This window comes from Aliterella atlantica CENA595 (genome assembly GCF_000952155.1).
In the GTDB taxonomy this organism is placed as follows: domain Bacteria; phylum Cyanobacteriota; class Cyanobacteriia; order Cyanobacteriales; family Chroococcidiopsidaceae; genus Aliterella; species Aliterella atlantica.
Genome location: NZ_JYON01000010.1, coordinates 38,713 through 57,622, shown reverse-complemented (window position 1 = coordinate 57,622; position 18,910 = coordinate 38,713). Strand labels below are relative to the sequence as shown.

Below are 18,910 nucleotides of genomic sequence, written 5' to 3'. Positions count from 1 at the left end.
GATCGCTTCAGCCATTAGAATAGATACGGTAGTCGCGGTAATGCGGCTGTACCTGATGCTGCATTTTAGTGTTGCTCAAGGGAGGTGCAAGATATGCTAGAAACTTTAAGCATTTCCAAACAGGATATTGCTGCGATGTCCGCGATTGACGTGACCCAATTAGCCGCACGTCTAGAGCAAGATAATTACACTAATGCTTTTGACGGGTTGAATGATTGGCATTTACTCAGAGCGATCGCTTTTCAACGCCCTGAATTGGTAGAACCTTTTGTCTACTTGTTAGATTTAGAACCTTACGACGAATCGTAGATGCTCTCTGGTAGGCGCGTTTTAATAGGTGTAGGTGGCGGTATTGCTGCCTACAAAGTTTGTGAATTGGTTTCAACTTTATTCAAGGCTGGGGCTGAAGTTAAGGTAATTTTGACCGATTCAGCCCAACAATTTGTTACTCCTTTAGCTTTAGCTACTTTATCTCGCCATCCGGCTTATACAGATGCAGATTTTTGGCAGCCAACTCATAACCGTCCGTTGCATATAGACTTGGGGGAATGGGCGGAAGTTTTGGCAATCGCGCCTTTGACTGCTAATACTCTAGCTAAATTGGCTTGCGGTATGGCTGATAATTTGCTAACTAATACAGTATTAGCTTCCAACTGTCCGGTCTTGCTAGCGCCAGCTATGAATACTGAGATGTGGGAGCAAGTAGCAGTGCAGCGCAATTGGCAGCAGTTGTTACTAGATAAACGCTATCACCCAATGCAGACGAGTTACGGGTTGCTAGCTTGCGATCGCGTGGGTGCAGGGCGCATGGCGGAACCTGGGGAGATATTTACGCACGTGCGATCGCTTTTGCATACCAGAGGGCGGCGAGACTTGTTAGGGAAGCAAGTTTTAATTAGTGCCGGGGGAACGCGAGAATATTTAGATCCGGTACGATTTATTGGCAATCCCTCTACAGGCAAAATGGGTATAGCTTTAGCCCAAGCTGCATTGCATCGCGCGGCAAATGTGACGCTAGTTCATGCCCCAATTAGTGGGAATGTACCGTCAGGAGTAAAATCAGTTGCGGTTGTAAGTGCCAAAGATATGCGACAGGCGATGTTAGACAATTTCCCTACAGCCGATGTAATTGTCATGTCGGCGGCGGTGGCGGATGTCAAGCCAGCAAATTCTAGCGATCGCAAGTTACCCAAAAAATCGCTACCTACCGAACTACCTTTAGAATTTGTAGCCGATATTGTGGCAGAATTAGGAAGTTTAAAACAGCAGCATCAATATTTAATTGGTTTTGCGGCACAAACAGGCGATATCGTTTCCCCTGCTATGGAGAAGTTACGCACCAAAAAGTTAGATTGCATCGTAGCCAACCCGATCGATCTGCCTGATAGTGGTTTTGGTAGCGATTCTAACCGCGCTGTATTTATAGATAGCCAAGGAAGACAAGTAGACATTCCGCCTTGTAGTAAGTTGCAAATGGCTCATACTTTGTTTGACTTGGTTCAATTTTAACCATATTAAGCAGATTATCTATTAATTATTAAAGTCTAAGTATTTAACTGTGTTATATGTTTTAATGCTAAAGCTAATTATTTCGATCCCAGCTACAAATGTCTAAGTTTAGAAGTGCTATTTGCTTGTTGCTACTATTACCGTTTCTACTATCTGCTTGTGCAAATAAAGAGGCTGCTACTTCTGTGCAAGTGCAACCATTGGTAACAGGTGCAATTCCCGACCAAGATCCGCAAAAATTGCAACGTCAATATAGTAAATTAGGTGCTTATTTAGAAAAGGAATTAGGCGTACCAGTAGAATATAGACCTGTTGTTGACTATACAGCAGCAGTGACAGGGTTTAAAGTTGGCGATTTAGATTTAGTCTGGTTTGGCGGCTTAACTGGAGTACAAGCAAGGTTGCAAGTTAAAGGTGCAGAAGCGATCGCGCAACGAGATGTAGATGCTAAGTTTCATAGCGTATTTATTGCTAATAAAAATAGTGGCTTAAAGCAAATAAAAAATAATCCCGACTTCCAGGAATTAAAAGGGCATACTTTTACTTTTGGTAGCGAATCCTCTACGTCAGGGCGTTTGATGCCGCAATACTTTCTCCAACAAGCTGGTATTAAACTTAACGATTTTAAAGGTGAGGTGGGTTTTTCTGGCGATCACGATAAAACTATCAAGCTTGTGGAAGCTGGTAGTTACGATGTTGGGGCGGTAAATGAGAAAATTTGGCTCAAAAGGTTAGCTGCTAAGGAAGTGAATGTAAATAAGGTAGCTGTAATTTGGCGATCGCCTGCTTATTACGATTATCACTGGGTAATTAATCCTCAAGTCAAACAGCGCTATGGTGCAGATTTTGTAAGTAAGGTACAAACAGCTTTACTTAAGTTAGATCCCAACGTACCGGAACACAAAGAAATCCTCGATCTTTTAGATGCCAATAAGTTTGTTGCTACGCAAAACTCCAACTACTCTCAAATAGAGAAAGTAGGTAGAGAAATTGGCAAAATTAAATAATCTCCTGAAAAATTTTAGTTTAAATAACTTAGCTATTAAAGCTAGATATTTTTGCTCAAAACTATTGCTTTTTGCATGGTAATGCCATACTATAGTAAGTGTATTTCTCTAACTAAATGCTTGTTAAAGGTAGGTAGTTGGAGCGCAGAGGACAATGTCCTCTGCGCGGAAATTTTTAGATTTTAAAATAGTAGCAGGTGATGCAAAATCGAGGTAAAATTACTGCTGCTATAACTAATAACCAATATCCAATATTTGAGTGTAAAAACGTTACTAAGCAGTTTAATAATTTTCCAGTTATTCAAGAAATTACCTTACAGATTTTCCCTGGGCAAAAAGTTGCTTTAGTTGGTTCTAGCGGTGCGGGTAAAAGTACATTAATTAATTTGCTTAATGGCACAATTCGCCCGACTTACGGGCAGGTATGGGTGTTAGGTAGAGATTTATCTCAGTTAAAGCCCCAATCCGTCAGAAAACTGCAAAGTCAAATCGGTACTATTTACCAGCAATTTCATTTAGTTAATAATCTGCAAGTCATTCATAATGTTAATGCTGGGCATTTGGGGCGGTGGTCGTTTCTGCAAGCGGCGTTTTCATTGATGTTTCCTTTGGAAGTGGAAACTGCTGTTGGGGCTTTAAAGCGTGTGGGAATTGCCGAGAAAGTTTATCAGAGGTGCGATCGCCTTTCGGGAGGTCAGCAGCAACGAGTAGCGATCGCGCGGGTGTTGGTGCAAGATCCGGTGGTTATTTTGGCTGATGAACCTGTTGCTAGTTTAGACCCGGAACTTAGTCGAGAAATTATGCAGTTATTGGCGGAGTTGGGGAAAACTTTAGTTGTAAGTTTGCACGATTTTGAGTTGGCGCGGCGGTTTTGCGATCGGATTGTTGGTTTGCGCCAAGGAAGGGTTCTGTTTGATTGTGCTGCTGAGGCTGTGACTTTAGAGATGGTTGATGAGTTGTATAAGAGGGATAATTAAACCGCAAAGACGCAGAGATTGGAGGTTTGGGAGGGTCTTTGCGATTGTGTTGGGGGCGGTTGGTTGGTCGCTATATGCTGCTGGTGTGTTTCGAGGGGACTTGGTAAATGCTGGTGGGTGGGGTTTGGTGGGACAGTTTTTGGCTGCTGCTACTCGCCCTGAAGTTGGTGCTGAGTTTTTGCTGTTGACTTGCGATGCGGCGCTGAAGACTCTTGCTTTTGCTGCGGTTGGAACTTTTTTTAGTCTGATTGTGGGGTTGGTAGGGGGGATTTTTTGCTCTGAGGTTTGGTGGGAGTCGGTTTTAGGGGTTGGGTTTGGGGTTCCTTGGTTGGTTGTACGCGGGCTGTTGGCGATTCCTAGAGCAATTCATGAGTTGATTTGGGGTCTGTTTTTTATTAATATTTTTGGACTCAATCCGCTGGTTGCGGTGCTGGCGATCGCTATCCCTTTTGGGGCGATTACGGCTAAGGTGTTTGCGGAAATTTTGGATGAAACTCCCCGTCAACCAATGCTTGCTTTGCTAAGTAGTGGTGTTCCGCCTCTTAGTGCTTTTCTTTATGGTTTGATTCCTCTAGCTTTTCCTAATTGGCTTGCTTATGCTTTTTATCGCTTTGAATGCTCGATTCGGGCGGCTGCAGTGTTAGGAATTATTGGCGCTGGTGGTTTGGGTTATCAAATTTATCTCAGTCTGCAATCTCTGCGCTATGAGGAGATGTGGACGCTGTTGTTTGCTTTGGTGGTTTTGAGTGGTTGTACGGATTTGTGGAGTGGCTTGCTGCGGCTGCGGATTGGCGCACCTAGTCGGCTGGATTTGAATGTTTTACAGGTTAAGTCCGTGCAAGGTGGAAATAGCGATCGGGTGCTGTCAGGCGATCGCGCTATTCAGTTCTCGCTGTTTGCTGTTGCGGCTTTACTACTATTTTCTTTTTGGTACGTTCAAGCTGATTTTAGTAAACTCTGGATGCCGCGCACAGGTGAATTATTACTGGGAGTTGTAGAAGATGCTTTTCCACCAGATTTTAGCCAATTAGGTCAGCTTTTTATTCTTTGCAGTCAAACTTTGGCGATGTCTATTTTGGCGATCGCTTTTGCTGGCTGTGGGGGGATAATTTTTTCTTTCCTGGCGGCGAATAATTTGTTGCTAGCTGGGGGAATTTTAGCTGCTGGTAGGAATCATAATCGCTGGTGGGGAATTGGTATTTTAGTTTTGTCTAGATTTTTCTTATTGTTTACTCGCGCTATTCCTGCGCCGATTTGGGCGTTGATTTTTCTATTTGTGCTGTTTCCAGGAATATTACCAGGTGCGATCGCTCTTGGCGTTCATAATTTAGGAATTTTGGGGCGGTTGATGGCTGAAGTTACCGAAAATTTGGACGATCGCCCGTCTAAGTCGCTGACTGCTTTGGGTGCTAGTGGCGCTCAAGTCTTTTTGTATGGAGTTTTACCTGCTACTATGCCGAAATTTATTGCTTACATCCTCTACCGCTGGGAAACTTGCATCCGCGCTACTGTAATTGTGGGTTTGGTTGGTGCAGGTGGTTTGGGGCGCGTGCTAACAGAACAAATTAGTAGCTTTGACTATCCTAGTGTCGTTGCTACTTTGCTATGTTTTATTTGCCTAACTTTTGCTGTAGATATGGTGAGCGCTGCTTTGAGGCGAAGTCTGTTTTCAAGCTGATTTTAAAGCTCTGTGGCGCTGTTGTAGTTGGTGCATATGGTTAAACAAATTCCAGCAATATTGTTCTGGTAAGCCGCAAGTTACCGCACCGCGCAATACTACGTTGAAATACCAATCGTTGGGTGCTAGTTCTTCGGTTAGTTTATCGACAACTACATAAGTACGCACGTCTTTGTAGGTTTTACCGCGACTAGAAATTTCTACTTGTTCGTGCCTGTACCAATTGTGATGCACGCCTTCGCGATCGTCTAGGGCGTAGCTGAGACGTTGGGGTAGATAGTACAGTACGCCTTCAACGCAACTATTAGGATCTTCAATAATATCTAGTACGCCGCAGTTGCGAAAAGCTGAATAGCAGTAGAAACCTAGCCTGTAGCCTTTAAGCGTAGCTGGACCAAGTGCGTAGACATGGGTTTTTTCCCCTAGACTTCGCTTTAAATCCACCGGACACATACAAGAACCATAAGCAAAGTAGTAAAACATCGGCTCTTTCTGTTGCTGCTGGTGCATCCTCAAATTTCTGTTTGTTGAATTATAGGATGCCAAATAGTCTTGAATATGTCCAGTTTGAACGCTCATGTCACACTGTGTTTTTTCCTGTTGGGCAAATTCTAACAGAATATCTCATTTGAATCAACTAAATTCCGAGCGACAAACCGTAGATTATGATTGACGAGGAGAATAGAGTAGTTAGGCGATCGCTCAGTTATTATCAATTAGGGCTGAATCTATAGCAGTGCAATCTCCTAAAATGTTAGCTGCAACCAAACGGGCTGTACCGCGACTATTCCAGTAGTAACCATGACCGTCAGCTACTCCTATACCCATTGCTGCGTGAGCTTGACCAAAAGTACGCGCTCCTCTTTCTGCAGCATTAGCATCAGCCCAAATATATTTATCGCGAAAAAAGATAGTTGGGATTAAACTAGCATTCAAGCTGGCTTTGAGTGGATAAGCAATAATATCGGAAGAATGGATAATGTTGAGCCACCTAAGAGGTTGAGATTTATATGTTTCAGTAAAATCCTTAATTTTTATAGAGTTAACATTGAGCATCATATTAAAAAACAAAATAGGGGAACCCATTGTAGTGATGCTCTTCAAATATGTATGCTGCTCGTTCCTATCGATCGTTGCGCGAATTTCATAGGCTGGATCGTCAGGTGCAAACTTGTCAGAAAATAAAACATCCCACAAGACAACGCTACCAAGAGAGTGAGTAACAATATGTAGCTCTTCATCTGTGGGAAAGTTCTTTACAAAATCAGATAAGGCTTGAGCAATTAGTTCTCTAATCTTTCTACCTCGCTCTGTGTTGAAGTAAGTAAGAATATCACCAAAAAACTCAGAAATAAAATCTTGTCTAAATTCTTGATAGCGAAAAACGTCTCTTACATCAACGTTAGGGTGAGACTTTTTAAAGTCCTGCAAATCTTGATGAATCCAGTTCCAAATTTGACCTATTTGCTTCAAAACATTACCCCAGAAACTAGCGTAAAAATGAGGTAATATTTGCTCTTGTTTGATAAGCTCTTGTTTAATCAAAGATTCTAATTTTTTGGAATATCCTGCATCTTTAGTAGCAACACCATGTATAAAAAATACCAATGCCATAAATAAGCTCTAAATAACTATATGTAATATACAAGGTGAGTTATACAAAATTAAGCCATTCTTGAGTACGAATGATACCTTAGTTATCAATTGGCAATAGAGATATACAATGTTTTCAATTCATATGGTAAACAGTTTATTGTTTGGACTTTGTACTTATGAGCTTGGCAAGCCAGCGTTAAAGATTTCTTGTGCTGTTAAATTCAGTTCAGGGAATGTTAGTGATAGGATGCGATCGCTTTCCCTGAACTGACTGACTTGATATTCGCCTTCCACAAGTTGATAAATTGAAATTGTCGGCTGCTTGGGGTTGCCAATAAACCGCCTTCCACCCAACCCTAGATAATCGACAATCCAATATTCGGGAACACCCATTTTCTCATAATCGCCAGCTTTATTTAGGTAATCATCGCGCCAATTGGTACTTACAACTTCTACTACTAATGGAATTGATTCAGCATAACTAACTGTTGCTTGATTCTTCCATCGCGGTTCTGTAGCTAAATTAGGACGATTTAACAACAGGATATCTGGCGAGTATGCTGTTTCACTTTCAAGTGGTTTGATTAAAGCTGTTTTTGGTATTCGATAAGGTAAATTTAAACGGGTATATTCAGTGACTAATTTTTCCACTAAAAACCCAACAATATCTTCATGGTCGCCTAATGGTTGTGACATCTCAACAATTACCCCATTGTGTAGTTCATAGCAACCGTTGCTAGGTTTCCAATTTACAAATTCTTCAAAGCTTACTACTTTAGGTAAAGCTTGTGTCATATACACCTCAGATTTGATATCTGAACTCAAAATCAACTTTGTCTTTAAGTTTATTCGTCTAACTCTATAACTCTACAAAAAATCCCCCACCATTAGGCAGGGGATTTTATTTATTCAACTACCACTAAGTTAATTAACCAAACTTACCAGCAGTAGAAGCAATCAAGAACGCTGCGTAGGTCAAGACATAGCCAACCGTGAAGTGAGCTAGACCAATCAAGCGACCTTGAACGATAGACATAGCAACAGGCTTATCTTTCCAGCGAATTAGGTTAGCAAGCGGTGTACGCTCGTGCGCCCAAACTAGAGTTTCGATTAGCTCTTGCCAGTAACCTCTCCAGGAGATCAAGAACATGAATCCAGTTGCCCATACTAGGTGTCCGAATAAGAACATCCAAGACCAGACAGCCAAGTTATTCATGCCATACGGGTTGTAACCATTGATCAACTGCGCCGAGTACAACCAGAGATAATCGCGCAACCAACCCATCAGGTAAGTTGACGACTCGTTAAATTGAGCGACGTTACCTTGCCAAACACCTAAATGCTTCCAGTGCCAGTAGAACGTTACCCAACCAATAGTATTGAGCATCCAGAACATAGCAAGGTAGAACGCATCCCAAGCAGAGATATCGCAAGTACCGCCACGACCAGGACCATCGCAAGGGAAGGAGTAACCGAAGTCTTTTTTATCCGGCATCAGCTTAGAACCACGCGCATCCAAAGCACCCTTGACCAAAATCAAGACTGTGGTGTGAATACCCAAGGCAAAAGCGTGGTGGACTAAGAAGTCACCAGGTCCAATTGTCAAGAACAGCGAGTTAGTACCGTTATTAATGGCATCTAACCAACCAGGCAACCAAGCAGCGCCAGCAGTTGAAGCTACGCTATCAGGGTTAGAAAGCAACGTGTCGAAGCCGTACAGTACCTTACCATGAGCGCCTTGAACGAACTGAGCAAATACTGGCTCGATCAAGATTTGCTTTTCAGGAGTACCAAAAGCAACTACTACGTCGTTGTGGACGTACAAACCCAAAGTATGGAAACCCAAGAATAAGGAAACCCAACTCAGGTGCGAAATAATCGCTTCTTTGTGCTTAAGTACGCGGTCTAATACGTTGCCTTTATTTTGTTCGGAGTCATAGTCGCGCACCCAGAAAATACCAGCGTGGGCGAATGCTCCTACCATCAAGAAACCAGCAATGTACTGGTGATGGGTATATAAAGCAGCTTGTGTTGTGAAGTCCTGCCCTATAAATGCATAGGGAGGTAGGGCGTACATATGCTGCGCCACTAACGAGAGCGCTGTACCTAAAGCTGCCAAGTGAATAGACAACTGGAAGTGCAGCGAATTGTTATAGGTGTCGTACAAACCCTGGTGTGGTAAGTTGAACTGACCTTCTGTTTTAGCGCCAAAGAAGTTCTTGGCGTTCAGCATTTCTTTGATGCTGTGACCGATACCGAAGTTGGTACGGTACTGGTGTCCAGCAATAATAAAGATGACTGCGATCGCTAAATGGTGGTGCGCCATATCTGTCAGCCACAAAGATTGCGTCTGAGGATGGAAGCCACCTAAGAAGGTCAAAATCGCATCGCCTGAACCCGTAGCAGTTCCGAAGATATGATCTGCGGTATCTGGATTCTGGGCATACACGCCCCAGTCACCTGTAAAGAACGGGCGCAAACCAGCGGGGTGAGGCAATGTTGTTAAGAAGTTGTCCCAGCCTACGTGCTGTCCGCGCGATTCGGGGATAGCAACGTGGATTAGGTGTCCTGCCCATGCTAAAGAACTTACGCCAAACAATCCTGCCAAGTGGTGGTTCAAGCGTGGTTCTGCACTCTTAAACCATGACAAGCTGGGGCGGAATTTGGGTTGGAGGTGCAGCCAGCCAGCAAACAAGAATGTTGCTGCTAATAGCAATAAACCTACCGCACCTGTGTACAAATCGTTGTTTGTCCGCATCCCAATCGTGTACCACCAGTGGTATACACCAGAATAGGCAATATTTACTGGGTATGTTGCCCCTGCTTGTGTAAACGCTTCTACTGCTGCTTTACCGAAGTGCGGGTCCCAGATTGCATGAGCAATTGGACGGACGTTGAGCGGATCTTTAATCCATTGTTCAAAGTTGCCTTGCCAAGCTACGTGGAACAGGAGGCTCGATGTCCACAGGAAGATGATTGCTACGTGACCGAAGTGGGTGGCGAAAATCTTTTGGTAAAGATTCTCTTCTGTCATGCCATCGTGGCTTTCAAAGTCGTTTCCTGTAGCTATCCCGTACCACAGCCGACGCGTGGTCGGGTCTTGGGCAAGGTCCTGGCTAAATTTTGGAAATTTTGTTGCCATAGGTTTAGTGAATTTGCTTCCCAAAAAAGTTATCGGTAGCTAGCTAGTGCTGATTGGCTAGCTACCAACAACCGAACGCTAACCTACTGAAATTATTCGGGCTTCAAAGAATGCCCAAATAGTGACGATCGCTCCCAAGAGGTAGTGTGCCACTCCCACAGCCCGACCCTGAATAATACTCAGAGCGCGAGGCTGGATTGCTGGGGCAAAATTCAGCTTATTGTGCGCCCAAACAATCGACTCGATCAATTCTTGCCAGTAGCCGCGACCGCTGAACAAGAACATCAAACTAAATGCCCAAACAAAGTGAGCGCCCAAGAATAACAGCCCGTAAGCTGACAATGCCGTACCGTAGGACTGAATTACTTGTGCTGCTTGCGCCCACTGGTAGTCGCGCAACCAACCATTGATGTTGATCGCACTTTGGGCAAAGTTGCCTCCAGTGATATGCGCTATGTTGCCATCTGGATCTATAGTCCCCCATACATCCGACTGCATTTTCCAACTGAAGTGGTAAACAGCGATCGCAATTGTGTTGAACATCCAGAACAGACCTAAGAATACGTGGTCCCAACCGGATACTTGGCAAGTGCCGCCCCGTCCTGGACCGTCGCAAGGGAACCGGAAACCCAAGTTCGACTTGTCTGGAATCAAGCGGGAGTTACGGGCAAATAAGAAGCCCTTGAGCAAAATCAATACTGTGACGTGGATTTGGAATGCGTGGATGTGGTGGATCATAAAGTCCGCCGTACCCAACGCCATCGGCATCATGGCAATTTTGCCACCTACCGCGACAATTCCGCCGCCCCAGACGTAGCTGACAGGTTCTAGCTGGTTAGGAGCCGTTGTTCCTGGAGCTAAAGTTTGAATGTTTTGCACGAACTGAGCGAATACAGGCTGCAATTGAATTGCTGTATCCGAGAACATATCTTGAGGACGACCTAAAGCTTGCATCGTGTCGTTATGAATATACAACCCGAAGCTATGGAAGCCCAAGAACATACATACCCAGTTTAAGTGGGAGATAATCGCGTCGCGGTGACGTAGCACTCTATCTAGTACGTTGTTGCGGTTTACGACCGGATCGTAATCGCGCACCATAAAGATCGTAGCGTGGGCTGCTCCTCCAACGATGAAGAAAGCGCCAATCCACATATGGTGGGTGAACAACGATAGCTGAGTCGCGTAGTCTGTAGCCATGTACGGATACGGAGGCATCGCGTACATATGGTGCGCCACAATAATTGTCAAGGAGCCTAGCATTGCCAGGTTTGTCCCTAACTGCGCGTGCCAAGAGGTTGTCATGTTTTCATACAGACCTCTGTGACCGTCGCCAGTGAACGGACCTTTATGGTTTTCTAAAATTTCCCGAAGGCTGTGTCCGATGCCCCAGTTAGTCCGGTACATATGACCAGCAACTATGAACAACACAGCCAAAGCCAGGTGATGGTGTGCTGTATCTGTCAGCCATAAACCACCAGTTTGCGGGTTTAAACCGCCTTTGAAGGTAAGGAAGTCGGCATACTGACCCCAGTTCAACGTCCAGAAAGGTGTTAACCCTTTGGCGAAACTAGGATACAACTCAGCCATTAAACGACTATTCAAAATAAACTCGTGGGGCAAGGGAATGTCCCCAGGAGCTACGCCTGCATCTAATAGCTTGTTTGTTGGCAGCGCTACGTGGATTTGATGACCTGCCCAAGATAGGCATCCCAAACCAAGTAAGCCTGCTAGGTGGTGGTTCAGCATCGACTCCACGTTTTGGAACCATTCCAACTTAGGAGCGCGTTTGTGATAGTGGAACCAACCAGCAAATAGCATTAAAGCTGCTGCAACTAAACCGCCGATAGCAGTTACGTAAAGCTGAAATGTGCTTGTAAAACCAGCAGCCCGCCAAACATGGAATAAACCAGAGGTTATTTGAATTCCGTGGAAGCCGCCGCCAACATCAGCGTTTAAGATGTCTTGACCCACGATGGGCCACACAACTTGAGCGCTAGGTTTGATGTTTAACGGATCGCTCAACCACGCTTCATAATTTGAAAAGCGAGCGCCGTGAAACTCCATCCCGCTGATCCACAAGAAAACTACTGCCAAGTGACCGAAGTGGGCAGCGAAGACTTTGCGGGATATGTCTTCTAAATCGCTCGTATGAGTATCAAAATCATGGGCGAGGGCGTGGAGGTTCCAAATCCAAGTAGTGGTTTTTGGACCTCTAGATAAGGTGCGGTCAAAGTGACCCGGCTCTGCCCACTTCTCGAAAGAAGTAGGTACTGGATCTACATCGACTACAACCCTTGCCTTTTTCTCCTCTCGCTCAGGAGGACTTATCGTCATTCAGACTCTCCTCTCTAGACAAGGAACCAGGAATTGTTAACACCATTTGCCTTAGAGCTAACGCAATGCTACCGCAATATTGAGGCTTAAGCTTTGCTGCTTTGAAGGCAAGGAAGTGAACTTGCTTTCTGATGAATTATAGAGTCTTGACTGTAGGGGTATTAAGGGTTTGTTAACAATAATTCAAAGTTGCTTGCTGGCGGGGTTATTTAGGACTATAAGCGCAGCTAGACTTTAAAAAAAGTCAAGAGAGTTTATACACAAATTACAAAAATTTACATTATTTAAAGTAATTGTCGCGATTAGCGATCGCCATTACCGAGAAAATCTCTAGCTCCAGTTTGCGGGAAGTTTTCAGCAGCTAAGATAATTGAATGGTGTCCTGATGGGAGTTGGATCTAAGTGTTGGCTAAAAACTGGTGGCAGAAAATAACTAAAACTTGCAGTATTAGTCTAGTTGCGATCGCACTAACAGTAATTTTGACAAGTTGTGGCAGCACTAAAGCCACTACACTACTTGCGCCTAGCAATAGCAAAACTGCCCAAGCTGGAGACATAGCCGAAGTTTCCCCACCAGAAGCGATTCAAACTTTACGCCAATCATTAGAAATTTACCAACCACAAGTCAACATCCTCAGCCCCCAAGCTGATGAAGTGTTTCAAGATGACAAAGTAAACGTCCAGTTGCAAGTTCGGGATTTACCAATATTTAAAAATCCCGAACTAAAACTAGGTCCGCATTTGCACGTTATTGTCGATAATCAGCCATATATAGCGGTTTATGACGTAAATGAGCCACTAACAATTCCTGACTTAGCACCAGGTACGCATACTTTGCGCGTCTTCGCCTCGCGTCCTTGGCATGAAAGTTTTAAGAATGCTGGCGCTTATGCTCAAACCACATTCCATATATTTACAAAAACGCAAGACAATAACCCAGACCCAGCCCAGCCACTTTTAACATACAGTCGTCCTAAAGGTAGTTATGGGGCTGAACCAATATTATTAGATTTTTACCTCACAAATGCTCCCCTGCGGCTTGCTGCTAAGGACAATGTTGCTGATTGGCGGATTCGCTGCACAATTAACGGTAACAGCTTTGTTTTAGACCGCTGGCAACCAGTTTATCTCCAAGGCTTCAAACCAGGTAAAAACTGGGTGCAGCTAGAATTTATCGACGAAAAGGGCAATGCTGTTAAAAACGTCTTTAACAATACAGTCCGCATCATTACCTACGAACCTAAAGGTAAAGATACTTTATCTAAGTTAGTTCGAGGCGAACTATCAGCAGACGCAGCCAGGGGCATAGTCAATCAAAATTACACTGCTAAGACACCAACCCCAGAACCTTCCCCAATAGAAACACCTAGCCCTACACCTTCTAGCAGCACAACCCCAGAACCTTCACCAATTCCGACAGAAACACCCACAGCACCAGAAGAAGCAACGCAACAGCCTCAGAAATCAGGTGGCTACTTCAATCGCTTCCGTCGCCAAAATAACCAGCCCTCGCCTCTACCTGATATAACACCACCCATAGTCACACCTAGCCCTATACCTGTAGAACCAACACCTCCAGAAGCACCGTTAGAGGAGGATACAGCAGCCAAGGAAGAAGTAGAAACAGTACAACCAACTCAAAAACCTGGAGGCTATTTTAATCGCTTCCGCCGCCCAGTTCCTCAGCCCTCACCTGAGCCACCAACTTTACCAGAAATTATTGATACGCCAACAGTTGCGCCTAGTCCGATACCTGAAGAACCAGAAAACTTAGACGAATTGATAGAAGAAAAAGCAGTTAAGGAAAAGATAGAAACAACCCAACCATCTCAAAAACTTGGAGGCTATTTTAATCGCTTCCGCCGCCCAACTCCTAAACCATCGCCTGAGTTATCGCCAACTTTACCGGAAGTTACTGAGCAACCTGTGGAATCTGAACCTCAGTCCGATTTAGAACCGAAATTAGATATCAAAGAAATTCTGCTGCCATGAGCAAAAGTGCGGGGCGGTTATAAACTGCCTCTGCACAAATGAAGTCTGTCTAGGCGGACTAAGATAATTTCTTATTGTAATGAGGGATGCGATCGCATCTCTAATTTTTCAAGTAATATCGGCGCTACTCAACATAGCGTCTGGCGAGTAACAAATATTAGCTTGCTTAAAGCGTTGCAGAACTTCCGCCAAGCGATCGCATTCAGCAATTAAACTAATGCGTACATAGCCCTCGCCTGCACTACCAAAAGCATTTCCAGGTGTTACTACTACCCCTGTTTGCTGCAATACCGAAAGCGCGAAATCTGTAGAACCCATTCCCTCAGCACAAGGAACCCATAAATACATAGTTGCCTTAGTTTTAGGAATATTCCAACCTAATTCGCCCAACCCTTGAATCAAAAAGTCTCGACGGCGAATATAGCGATTTTGGACTTCGTGCAAATAAATATCTGGTAACTGCAGCGCCGTTTCTGCTGCTGATTGCAACGCGGCAAAAATGCCGTAGTCTAAATTAGTCTTTAAAGTCCTTAACCCTTGAATAATATGGCGGTTGCCTACAACAAACCCTACACGCCAACCAGCCATATTATAGGTTTTAGATAAAGTGTGAAACTCTACACTAATATCTTTCGCCCCAGGAATTTCTAATAAACTTGTCGGCTGATAACCATCAAAAGCTAACTCCGCATAACACAAGTCATGAACTAGGAGAATTTCGTACTTTTTGGCAAAAGCAACAATTTCCTCAAAAAACTCGCGCGGTGCAGTCGCCGCTGTCGGATTACTCGGATAGTTGAAGTAAAGAATCTTGGCTGCTTTAGCCACATCATCGGGAATTGCTGCTAAGTCGATTAACCAGTCGTTTTCTGGCTTGAGAATTAGACTGTGTATTTTACCACCAGCAATTAAAGGACCGCGAAAATGAGCCGGATAAGCAGGATTGGGGACTAAAACCAAATCTCCAGGGTTGATATATGCGATCGCTAAATGCGTTAATCCTTCTTTAGAACCAATTAACGGCAAAGCTTCACTGTCAGGATCTAGTTCGACATCATAGCGGCGATTGTACCAATTAGTAATCGCGCGGCGAAAACTAGCAGTGCCTTCAAACGGGGGATAACCATGATTTGATGAATTTTGCATTGCTGCAACAGCAGCCTCTACTACAGGCTGAGGCGTTGCGCCATCGGGGTTTCCCATCCCCAAATCGATTAAATCTAGCCCTTGCTCTCTGGCTTTAGCTTTTAATTCATCTAAACGCGCAAATACATAGGGGGGCAAAGCTTGAATGCGCTCTGCTGGACTAATCCAACTTAAACTCATTTTACTACCTCGTCTGTTTCTAGCTTAGAGACGCGGTTAACTGAGTCTTTACTATTATTAGGTGCTGTAGTTGAAACCATCGCCGCCATTAGTTGTTCAACGGTAACTTTAAATGGTAAACGATGTATGTCCGATTTTGGCGCTAAAGCAATTTCTGCTGCTTGTTCTAATTCTTTTAAAGTAATATCGCCTAAGCCCAAATCGCTTAACTTTTGCGCCAATCCCAGTTCGCTGTAGAACTTTAATAACTGTTGTCTTGCTGTAGCAGCTAACTGGTTTCCCTGTACCATTTCTTCTAAGCGCAACTGTACCAAAATTCCATAGGCAACTTTTTCCCCATGAATGCTGCTATGTATTGGTAAATGCGTTAAGCCATTATGAACGGCATGAGCGGCTACTGTGCGACATTGCGCTCCTCCTAAGCCGCCAATTACCCCAGCTAGTAAAACTGTTGCATCGACAACTTCCTTCCATGCGCTACCGCCAGGTTCTTTTAAAGCTGCTGCTGACTTTTGGAATAAGATATCGCGTAGTACCCTAGCTTGCTGCACTGCAGAGATAATTAAAGTTTGCTCCGAATCGCCGCTACTAACAGAAGCTTCGTACCATTTAGCGATCGCATCGCCAATTCCTGCAACTAATGTATATTGAGGTGCAGTTGCGACCAAATCGTAATCGAGGATGAGTAAGTCTGGGCAGCGATCTAAACTGACATCATATAGAAATGCCCCTTGCTCGGAATATACGTTAGAAAGCGCCGTCCACGCCGCGCAGGTAGCTGCTGAAGTAGGAATTGTTACTACTGGTAGCTGACACTGGTAAGCAAGTAACTTTGCTGCATCTAGCGCTTTTCCCCCACCTACACCAATAATTAAATCTGCTTGATGTGCTGTCACTCCTTGGCGCATTGAGGCTAAACTAGCTTCGCTGCAATCTGCGCCGTAGTTGGCAATGCTTACTTGTAGTTGCTGCGCGTCTAAAATCGGCTGCAAGCGCGGTAGCGTAACCGCTAAAGTGCGATCGCCACCCACAACAAGGGGACGAGTACCCAAACGCGGGATCGCACTTCCTGCTTGTTCTAGCACCTGGAAACCGCGTAATACTTGAGCAGGAGCGACACTAAGAGAAAGAATTGGGGAATAAGTAGGAGCTTGGTTCATCAATGAGTTGTTTATCTCAGAAATTAAACAGTAGGTTTGGGTAATTGAGCGAGTTTATCGGGAAAAATGTCAATTTGCATTTGCTCGTCATTGCGCTTAGTAAGCGATCGCTTTACTTGTCCTAAATATAAGGGTTTTGACATTCCTGGTTCGGGATGAATGATAGTTCTAGCGCGAATAGTTAGCTTATCTTCCTCTCTACCCAAGCGCCCATTGGAGTACATATCGCTGGCTGCTTGACGCAAAGTTGCTTCTAGTTCGTTTTCGGTAATTGTGGGCGGTACAGCAATTACTGCTATCTCTGCACCAGTATCGTACACTCTAGAAAACTTAACTGCGCCAGGAATAATCGTGCGTGTAATCGGTACTAACCCTAGCGCAAACAATCCGCCTGTCAGCACGCCAAAAAAGCCAGTCACGCCGACTAATTGGAATCTTGCACCCCATTTAAAAACAAAACCTAATATTGCTAGAACAGCACACAGTAATGTAATAATACCTGCCCAGCTAGAAAAAGTGAGAAATTCGTCAGTAGTTGGCATTAGGTTAATTTACTCGTTTTCGTTACTCACAAATTCATCTTCAGGGTCGCTAGCAGTTTCTAAGGCTGCTTTCAAAGTATGCCAAGTGAGGTTAGCACATTTTATTCTGACAGGAAATTGCGCTACACCTTGCATGACGTTCAGTTTCCGCAATTCTTTGGGAAACTCATCTTCACCCTTCATCATGCGTTGAAAGCGTTGTACCATTTGCAGAGCTTCGTCTACTGGTTTACCGCGTAGTGCATCTGCCATCAAGTCTGCTGAAGCCATTGCGATCGCGCAGCCTTCACCTTCAAACTTAACATCTTGGATAGTATCACCTGTCTCATTTAGCTGCACAGTTAATTCAATCGTATCGCCACAAGAAGGGTTATGTCCCTTCTGTTGCCTATGCACTGGGTCAGTTTTACCCTTATGACGTGGCTTTTTATAGTGTTCTAAAATTACTTGTTGATATAAGTCGCGGACGTTGCTTAAAGCCATGATTTATAACATCTAGACATTATTTTTACTTTCTTTTATCCTATCAGGCTCCTAAATTCGTAGCAGGCAATTTATTTGTTGTTCTGCTGGTTATAAATATGCTGGTTTTGGTAGCATAGGGCGATCGCTCGTGTAGCCAAACACCCTTTGCAACAGAACTGTCTACCAAATCGAGACAATCGTGAATTTATAGGTTAGATCCAGATAAGTTAGTAACGGAAAACTTTAGTGTTAAGTGGAAGAAGGGTTTTTAGTGGTTTATTGATCAGTCTTAGTATAATTGCGACTGCGCTACCTGTTTCTCAACCTATTCAAGCACAGACTCCAAATTTAAGTCATCAAGAAATAGAAAAACTGCAACAGCAAGCATTACAGCAAACGCGACAAGGGCAATCTCAACAAGCCCTCTATACACTTCAAAAACTTCTGAAACTGGCGCAACAACTCAAAAACAGAAAAATAGAATTAGGCGCACTTCTCGGTATTGGTCTTAACTACAAAAATATTGGACAAGTGCGACAGGCACTAAAGTATTACAATCAAGCTTTACTAATTTCAAGAGAAGTACGCTATCGATTGGGAGAGGCTGGGATACTCAATGATATTGGCGAACTGTACGCTAGCGTAGGGAAACCTCAAAAGGCATTGGAGTACCTTAATCAAGCTTTACCAATTTTCAGAGAAATACGTTACCGCTTAGGGGAAGCTATAACACTACATAATATCGGTTTAGTCTACAGCACTATCGGGCAACCGCAGAAGTCACTAAATTATTACGATCGAGTTTTAGCAATTAGCCGAGAAGTACGCGATCGCTCAAGAGAAGCTTGGACACTCAACAATATCAGTGAAATTTACAACACTATCGGGCAAACACGAAAGTCACTAGATTATTTTAATCAGGCTTTACAAATTTTTAGAGCAGTGGGTGACAAAGAAGGGGAAACTACAACGCTGAATAATATCAGTGCAGTCCACGATCCAATTAAGCCGCAGCAAAAGTCACTGAAATACTTTTACTAGACCCTATAGTTCTGTTCGGTCGCTAGCCATGTCTACTAATAAAAAGCTATAAAACAGCCATCAAATGCTGCATTTTAGCCTTGAAAATGCTGGGTATATTTAATTATCGTGTGCTTTGGTATGATAATTTTATCCTAT

Annotated in this window: 16 protein-coding genes; 7 read left to right on the top strand and 9 right to left on the bottom strand. The window is 43.9% G+C overall.

Annotated elements, in window-relative coordinates; translation table 11 throughout:
- The first annotated feature begins 93 nt into the window (after positions 1-93).
- The 5 genes from isiD (at position 94) to UH38_RS11195 (ending at position 5,171) form a co-directional block, all read left to right on the top strand.
- Positions 94-309 (top strand): protein IsiD, encoded by a 216-nt coding sequence (gene isiD / locus UH38_RS11215; protein WP_045054737.1) that lies wholly within the window; start codon positions 94-96, stop codon positions 307-309.
- Positions 310-1,509 carry a bifunctional phosphopantothenoylcysteine decarboxylase/phosphopantothenate--cysteine ligase CoaBC gene (gene coaBC, locus UH38_RS11210; protein WP_045054736.1) on the top strand — a complete coding sequence of 400 codons (1,200 nt, stop codon included), beginning with the start codon at positions 310-312 and terminating at the stop codon, positions 1,507-1,509.
- A 98-nt stretch (positions 1,510-1,607) separates the two neighbouring features.
- Positions 1,608-2,516 (top strand): putative selenate ABC transporter substrate-binding protein, encoded by a 909-nt coding sequence (locus UH38_RS11205; protein ID WP_045054735.1) that lies wholly within the window; start codon positions 1,608-1,610, stop codon positions 2,514-2,516.
- Positions 2,517-2,716: 200 nt separating this feature from the next.
- Positions 2,717-3,493, top strand: a complete 777-nt coding sequence (locus UH38_RS11200) for a phosphonate ABC transporter ATP-binding protein (RefSeq protein WP_045054734.1) — start codon at positions 2,717-2,719, stop codon at positions 3,491-3,493.
- Positions 3,468-5,171 carry a PhnE/PtxC family ABC transporter permease gene (locus tag UH38_RS11195; protein WP_082065365.1) on the top strand — a complete coding sequence of 568 codons (1,704 nt, stop codon included), beginning with the start codon at positions 3,468-3,470 and terminating at the stop codon, positions 5,169-5,171. Before UH38_RS11200 ends, UH38_RS11195 begins: the two co-directional genes overlap by 26 nt.
- Here UH38_RS11195 and UH38_RS11190 read toward each other — a convergent pair.
- The 5 genes from UH38_RS11190 to psaA all read right to left on the bottom strand — a co-directional run bounded on the left by UH38_RS11190 (position 5,163) and on the right by psaA (position 12,246).
- Positions 5,163-5,750: a gamma-glutamylcyclotransferase gene (locus UH38_RS11190; protein WP_045054733.1), complete on the bottom strand. Its 588-nt coding sequence runs from the start codon at positions 5,748-5,750 to the stop codon at positions 5,163-5,165. The two genes, UH38_RS11195 and UH38_RS11190, sit on opposite strands and share 9 nt — an antisense overlap.
- A 123-nt stretch (positions 5,751-5,873) precedes the next feature.
- Positions 5,874-6,785, bottom strand: a complete 912-nt coding sequence (locus UH38_RS11185; RefSeq protein WP_045054732.1) for a hypothetical protein — start codon at positions 6,783-6,785, stop codon at positions 5,874-5,876.
- A gap of 156 nt (positions 6,786-6,941) precedes the next feature.
- The gene (locus UH38_RS11180) at positions 6,942-7,562 is read right to left on the bottom strand and encodes a Uma2 family endonuclease (RefSeq protein ID WP_045054731.1); all 621 of its coding nucleotides are present in this window, start codon (positions 7,560-7,562) and stop codon (positions 6,942-6,944) included.
- A 133-nt stretch (positions 7,563-7,695) separates the two neighbouring features.
- Positions 7,696-9,909, bottom strand: coding sequence for a photosystem I core protein PsaB (gene psaB, locus UH38_RS11175; protein ID WP_045054730.1), 2,214 nt, complete (start codon positions 9,907-9,909; stop codon positions 7,696-7,698).
- A 78-nt stretch (positions 9,910-9,987) separates the two neighbouring features.
- The gene (psaA, locus tag UH38_RS11170) at positions 9,988-12,246 is read right to left on the bottom strand and encodes a photosystem I core protein PsaA (protein WP_045054729.1); all 2,259 of its coding nucleotides are present in this window, start codon (positions 12,244-12,246) and stop codon (positions 9,988-9,990) included.
- A gap of 402 nt (positions 12,247-12,648) precedes the next feature.
- On the opposite strand from psaA, the gene UH38_RS11165 reads away from it, so the two are divergent.
- Positions 12,649-14,238, top strand: coding sequence for a hypothetical protein (locus UH38_RS11165; protein ID WP_072044913.1), 1,590 nt, complete (start codon positions 12,649-12,651; stop codon positions 14,236-14,238).
- Between the two features lie 108 nt (positions 14,239-14,346).
- Here the strand turns inward: UH38_RS11165 and UH38_RS11160 are convergent, their stop codons facing one another.
- Genes UH38_RS11160 through sufU form a run of 4 tightly spaced genes read right to left on the bottom strand, consistent with a single transcriptional unit; the run spans position 14,347 to position 17,749 of the window.
- Entirely contained in the window at positions 14,347-15,564 is a 1,218-nt protein-coding gene (locus UH38_RS11160) for an aspartate aminotransferase (RefSeq protein ID WP_045054728.1), read from the bottom strand.
- A complete protein-coding gene (locus tag UH38_RS11155) occupies positions 15,561-16,724 on the bottom strand; it encodes an iron-containing alcohol dehydrogenase family protein (protein ID WP_045054727.1) in 1,164 nt (387 codons plus the stop codon). The genes UH38_RS11160 and UH38_RS11155 overlap by 4 nt, the downstream gene beginning before the upstream one ends.
- Before the next feature lie 23 nt (positions 16,725-16,747).
- Positions 16,748-17,266 (bottom strand): Ycf51 family protein, encoded by a 519-nt coding sequence (locus UH38_RS11150; protein ID WP_045054726.1) that lies wholly within the window; start codon positions 17,264-17,266, stop codon positions 16,748-16,750.
- A 9-nt stretch (positions 17,267-17,275) separates the two neighbouring features.
- On the bottom strand, positions 17,276-17,749 hold the full coding sequence (sufU, locus tag UH38_RS11145) for a Fe-S cluster assembly sulfur transfer protein SufU (RefSeq protein ID WP_045054725.1): 474 nt from the start codon (positions 17,747-17,749) through the stop codon (positions 17,276-17,278).
- A 261-nt stretch (positions 17,750-18,010) separates the two neighbouring features.
- Between sufU and UH38_RS11140 the strand changes: the two genes are divergently transcribed.
- Positions 18,011-18,772 (top strand): tetratricopeptide repeat protein, encoded by a 762-nt coding sequence (locus UH38_RS11140; RefSeq protein WP_160295950.1) that lies wholly within the window; start codon positions 18,011-18,013, stop codon positions 18,770-18,772.
- The last annotated feature ends 138 nt before the right edge of the window (positions 18,773-18,910 follow it).